Origin of the sequence: Moorena sp. SIO4A5 (assembly GCF_010672005.1) — a bacterium.
GTDB lineage: Bacteria > Cyanobacteriota > Cyanobacteriia > Cyanobacteriales > Coleofasciculaceae > Moorena.
Genome location: NZ_JAAHHZ010000288.1, coordinates 1 through 5,936, shown reverse-complemented (window position 1 = coordinate 5,936; position 5,936 = coordinate 1). Strand labels below are relative to the sequence as shown.

General features: G+C 44.1%; 6 pseudogenes. 2 read left to right on the top strand and 4 right to left on the bottom strand.

The features are described from left to right. Window positions 1-33: 33 nt before the first annotated feature. The 3 pseudogenes from F6K57_RS35200 to F6K57_RS35190 form a co-directional block, all read right to left on the bottom strand. A pseudogene (locus F6K57_RS35200) lies at window positions 34-372 on the bottom strand (transposase); the annotation flags it as partial. 109 nt (window positions 373-481) lie between these two features. Further along, a pseudogene (gene ltrA / locus F6K57_RS35195) lies at window positions 482-2,168 on the bottom strand (group II intron reverse transcriptase/maturase). Window positions 2,169-2,852: 684 nt separating this feature from the next. Further along, window positions 2,853-3,821 (bottom strand): annotated as a pseudogene (locus tag F6K57_RS35190) (transposase); the annotation flags it as partial. 414 nt (window positions 3,822-4,235) lie between these two features. Between F6K57_RS35190 and F6K57_RS35185 the strand changes: the two are divergent. Further along, window positions 4,236-4,361 (top strand): annotated as a pseudogene (locus F6K57_RS35185) (transposase); the annotation flags it as partial. Here the strand turns inward: F6K57_RS35185 and F6K57_RS35180 are convergent. After that, a pseudogene (locus F6K57_RS35180) lies at window positions 4,362-5,430 on the bottom strand (IS4 family transposase). An 85-nt stretch (window positions 5,431-5,515) separates the two neighbouring features. On the opposite strand from F6K57_RS35180, the pseudogene F6K57_RS35175 reads away from it, so the two are divergent. Then, window positions 5,516-5,843: pseudogene (locus F6K57_RS35175) on the top strand (transposase); the annotation flags it as partial. Window positions 5,844-5,936 lie beyond the last annotated feature (93 nt).

The following is a 5,936-nucleotide window of genomic DNA, read 5'->3' as shown; positions in this document are numbered from 1 at the left end:
TTAAGCCAAGTCCGCGCTAGATTAGCCCTACGCCTATTGACACTCCCCGGTCATTAGACGCGGGGATTCTTTGTTCACAGAGTCAGCTTGCTCATCCAGGCCGGAGCCAAGAAGAGTAGAGGCCGATTCTCCCAAAGCGTTCGGGTCTATGACCCAAGTTCCTGTGTGCCCCACAGTACTCAAGGCTCTTTGGAGGATGTTTATAGCGGCATTATGGTCGCGATCTAACTGACAGCCACATTTGCAGGTGTGAGTCCTAGTTGATAGAGACTTTTTTACGACCTCACCACACTCAGAGCAGTTTTGGCTAGTGTAGGCAGGATTCACTGCGACAGTGACTCTACCAAACTTAGTACCAAAATGCTCTAACCATTATTAAACTAAGCCAGTGAGTCACCCCACTGACTCGTCTTCAGAACCGTACGTGACAATGCACGCATCATACGGCTCCTCATTATAGGAACCCTTGACATTGGTACCTCTAGAATGGATTTTCATCTAAATCATTAAGGTTAGTTTTAGTTCCATGTTTAGTGTCGTGACAGTGTAGGTGTAGTAGTTCCAGATTTTCATCTTTATCACTTCCACCTAGGGAGCGTGGTTTTCTATGATGCGTTTCCAATAAATCACCATCCTTAAAGGTAAGGCCACAATAAGTGCATTTCCCTTATTGGCGTTCTAAAAGTCTTCCCTTCCGAGTGGTCATCTCAGGATGCTTTCTCATTCTGGTACCCCAGTAAATCAGGTCACCATCATAAGGACTTCTGGATTCTTTGACTTTTACATGCCGTATTATTTCGGTTTTGGCGTGCTTAGGGAGGTAGTTGTCTTTCCCAGTCATAAACGTCCATTTATCCTCTCCAATGGTTCCCCAGTATTTTTTGACTACCCAGGATTTTGATTTGTTGGGATGTCTCCTATATCCCCATCTTTGGAGTTTGTTCCAGAGCATGTTTCCCAAGTCATCGAAGGTTTCTTGACTACAGACTGACCTGTAGTAGTTACACCATCCTTTTATAATGGGTTTTAGGTGGCTAATTAAAGCTTCCTGAGGGGCAGCTCTGTGCTTGTTTATGGCTTCTGAGAGCTGTCCATAATGCTCTAAAATTGCTTCCTTAGATGGTTTGATGATGGTTTTAAAGCCTTGTCTTGAGTGATTTTTTCCTACTTTATACTGGCGAATATTGAATCCGAGGAAATCAAATCCGTCAAACGTATGGACAATTTTTGTTTTGCTTGGCTTTAATTCCAAACCCATGCCTGTTAACCATTCATCTATGACTTCAAGACATTCTTCTACCACTTTATGGTCGGGGTGTAGGATGACGAAATCGTCAGCATATCGGATTATAACTAAACCCCTTTTATAATAGGTCTTTTTCTTTTTAACAGAGTTTGCATAATCCCATATAACCTTTTCCATTCCGTGGAGGGCTATATTTGCCAAGAGTGGGGATATTACCCCTCCCTGGGGAGTACCCTCTTCTGTAGGTGAGAATGTTCCATTATCCATCACTCCGGCTTTTAGCCAGGACTTTATTAGACGTCTTAAGGATGGATACGTATTTAATTTAGTTAGAAGTGCATTATGGTTGATTTTGTCGAAGCATTTGGCTATATCAGCATCAAGTACCCATTTGGGTTTTTTATTGATACCTTTAAATATTGCTTCGATTGCATCATGACATGAGCGTCCTGGTCTGAACCCGTATGAGTTAGATTCAAATTTAGCTTCCCATTCAGGTTAAGCGTGCCTGTTTGGCAAGTGCCTGTAGAGCACGGTCGTACATGGTTGGGATACCCAAGGGGCGTTTTTCCGTCCGTCCAGGTTTGGGAATCCAGACCCTTCTGGTAGGTTGCGCCTTTTTAGCGACTTTTAGGTTGGCTACTAAGGCGAGGCGCTGCTTATTGGTTAAAGCTTTAACCCCGTCTATTCCGGCAGTCTTTTTACCTTTGTTCTCTTGAGTGACCCGTCTGACCGCAATCATTCTGGCAGTCCAGGACTTCATTAGAGTCTTTTGCAGCTTTCTTACCACGCGGACATCACCACGTTGGGAGGCTCGGTATATTCGTTTTTGTAACTTAAATAGGGTCATTTCTAGCTTCCGCCAATTGACCTTATTCCATTCCGACCGTGGGGCGAACCCCCGAGTTTTAGACATTTTCATTACTACTTACAACCATACCTTTCCTATAACGTGAGTCCGTCAGCATATCCTGGGTATTAATCCAGGCTTTGGCTTCTGACTCAATCTCTCCCCCATGTGACATCCGGCTAACTACCTACTCAGTAATCGACCTTACTGAGAGTACATATGGGGTTTAATTCGTTCCTGATAACCATTCTGTGAACCTTTAGGGTGATACTATTCACCGGGAATAATTTGGGAAATCCTTAAATGGTCAGGAAACCATTTAAGCCTCTATTCCATTGACTGTTTGTCTGTAGCGTTTCAAGCCTTATTTCGCTACGTTACCATGACGATGATTCAGATGTATCTTTCTCTCGTACCCATGGGTTCTTTGCCTGTTACTAACACCGGTCAGGTTAAGGGTGCTTCACTATTCGACCCTTGCATCAATCCATGAGTTTGTTAGGTTCATGAATCAGGGTAGGGCTGTCACTCGGATTTCGCGAGGGTCAGAAATTACCGAAAGAATAGTGCAGCCTTTATGGTCAGCAGGTTAGGCATCATAGGAGTAAGGTTTTGTACTAAGGCTGCACTATTCTAAGGTTTTGTCTCCGGGGTGGATTTTCACCACCATGGTTATCAAGTTGTCATGGTTCTTAGACCAAGCAGCTAATCCTCCAAATCCTTATCTGATAAGGTTTATAGCTAACGAATCGCACTCCTGAACTGATACCAACCTGCATCATTAATAGACTTAGCGAGACAGTGGTTTTTAACCAGATTTTTTCCCCTTAGATCTTCATAGGCGACCAGGTCGTTAGACCGGATTACGCAGCGTGCCGGAGACGAAACCTTAGAATAAAGAAGCCTTAATAACAAAGATTTAACCCTTTTCTGCATAGCCGACTAACCATAAAGGCTTCTTTATTCTTACGGTAACTTCGTTCCCAGTCTCTTGGCATGCTCCTCACGCTGCCTACTTATTCTAAGGTGCGTTCTGCCTAGTTTATTAATTGCTTTCTTGCGGTTGGCTGTTCGCGAAGCGTGGCCTACGGCCTTGCCTTTATTTTTTCGGGAAACTCGACGTTGATAAAACTTTAGACGTTTTTCTCCTGTTCTATAAAACCGAGGGTTTGGTTCAGTATTACCTTGGGAATCCGTATAGAAATCCTTAAGCCCTACATCTAGTCCGACAGTGCTTCCAGTTGGTTTCACCTCTTCGTTGACATCAACTGAAACACAAAACTGAACATAGTACCCGTCAGCTCGTCGGACTATCCTAACCCTCTTGATTTGCTTTTTTTCGAAACGCCACAAATCCCATGTACCTTTGAGTTTGAGTTTCCCAATACCCTTTTTGTCACTGAACGTGATTCGGCAGTGCTTTTGGAACCGAGGGAAACCTTTTTTGCCAGGGACTTTTTTCTTGCAGTTGTCGTAGAAGCGGGCAATTGATGACCATGCCCTTTCAGCAGCAGCTTGACGAGCGGTAGAGTTCAATTCATCGGCAAATGGGAATTGTTTGGCTAAGACCTTGCAGTATTTGCTTAAGTCATATTTTCCAGTTCCTTTATTGTCCATCCAGAGCCTGATGCAGCTATTGCGGATAAATCTTACCGTCCGAATAGCCTCATCAATGGCTTGGTATTGGTGCTTTTTACCGTATGCTTTGAACTCAATTATTATCACCAGCTTCGACCTCAACTGTTACTATTTTAGTCTATACTATTCAGCGACAAATTTTGGAGATTCCCAGAATATTTTTCTCACGGCGGCTAAAGCCGCTGCGAGCCTTCATCCCCGTCTCTAAAGAGCGGGGATGAAGGCTTGGGGGATTTTTGTAATCATATCGTTGCAGTTTACATGGTCAACTGTAAGTAGGTGGGCATAAATAAACGTTAAAACTTAAAAGACGAAAATCAAGCTGGAAGCCTCTATTCACAGGGGTTTCATTATTTTAAATTTCAAGCGCTATTTTACGGATAATTAAGCCCACCTACTTAGAGACCATTTATAAAGTAAAAATAAAGAAGGTGAGCGTACGCCAAATATAGACTTAAGGTTTATGGGAAGAAAACAAGCCAGCCAGCCAAGTGTGTTCAAATTCAAGAAAAGCCTATAAGAGCGACCATTTCAGATGCACAGTGGAAAATAATCGAGCCTCTGATTCCAGCAGCCAAAACCGGAGGTCGTCCACGTACAGTAAATATGCGGGAAGTAGTTAACGGTCTAAGTACAGGACAAAAACTGCAGAGATTGAAGAAAATCTCTTTGATTGAGGAAAGAAGGATTAAGTACAATATGACGAAGATGGTCAAGACCATATCGGAAAATACTCTTGGCTCGGCGACCATGTTTTTTAATCGAAATGGGCTGGAGCTGATGAAGGAATAACCCTGTTCGCATCGACCAGCATAATGCCAAAGTCAAAAGCGCAAAGAGCTTTCCCAAGCGCTCTGCCTCGGTGAAGTGAGTCGATTCAAGGGCATTAGCCCCGAGTCTTGAAAATGCCTGCATAGGGTTTCAATACCCCAGCGCAAAGCGTAATCGGCCACCAGCCCCTCGCTGTTGGCAGGAGCAATGACCACCAAAAGCTTGCCATTATCAAGGCGCAATCCCTCAACGGCAATCACATTGACCCCAAACGCGACTAGTTCCCTTGAGGGTTTGGGATTGACCCACCTTCAAGTGGGCAAAGACTACTTGGGCTGCCAGAGAACGGCCATTGTGCTCAATCTTGTCTGTGGCTCGAATCCTCAATCGAAATGGCATTGATGGCTCTAGCAGGAGATAGCGTACCCAGGCAAAACCCAATGAACTCTCGGTCGGCGCACAAGCAGGAGACCTGAGCATCCGGAAAAATTTTGTACAACTGCTCGATAAATCGCATCCGCTCATCGCTGTTGGAGTTTCCTTTTTTGTTGAGTATCCACCACAGTACAGGAAAGGCCACCCCTTCATGGACAATGCCTAAGGTTAGGATGTTGTAGCACCGAGAGCCAAACTCCCAGGTAGTACGATCTAGACTCAATACCCACTCCACACGGAATTTGCATCCAACTTACCACTAGTAAGCGCGATCACGGTGTAATCGATGTCAAATTTTCGGAAAAACCGTTGCATGCGTTTGTAGTTCGACTCTGGTAACGCTAATCATCCCATACCTAATGCCAGCTCACTGAGGTTGACAGTTTTTACTTTGATCAGCGCTAGCAAGAACATGGCGCTTAAACGAGAGTCTGGCTCCATGCCAGTCAAGATGGGGTTGGAGAGCTTTCTTAAGTTCGCGCTTATTGATTCATGGGGTTTCTGATGACTGTGGTAATTCTGATGAAACCCCACCCTGGTCAAATTTTCAAGCCTTTTGTCCTGTACTGAGAGTTAACGGTATATTCTACGTTCTATTGACAGGATGTTCGTGGGAAATGATGCCCAAGGATTTGCCACCGTCTTCAACTGTATACAGTTATTTTCGAGTTTTTGAGCGTAAGGGAGTGTGGAAAAAAATTAATCAAGAACTCAGGCGTCAGTTGAGAACAAGTGTAGAGCGACAAGAAAAACCATCTGCCGGTAGCAACCGATTCTCAATCAGTGAAAACCACTGGAAAAAGGGGGAAGTATATGGCAATGATTGTGGGAAAAGAGTCAAAGGAAGAAAGCGCCATATTCTGGTAGATGAGCCTTGGGTTATTACTGGCAGTAGTAGTTACAGCAAGCGTATACTCCAGAAAGATTAGGAGGTATAGCTTGCATGCTTGAAGATCTTGAAGAACTATCCGACTTGAAACGTTCTTTGGGTTGATG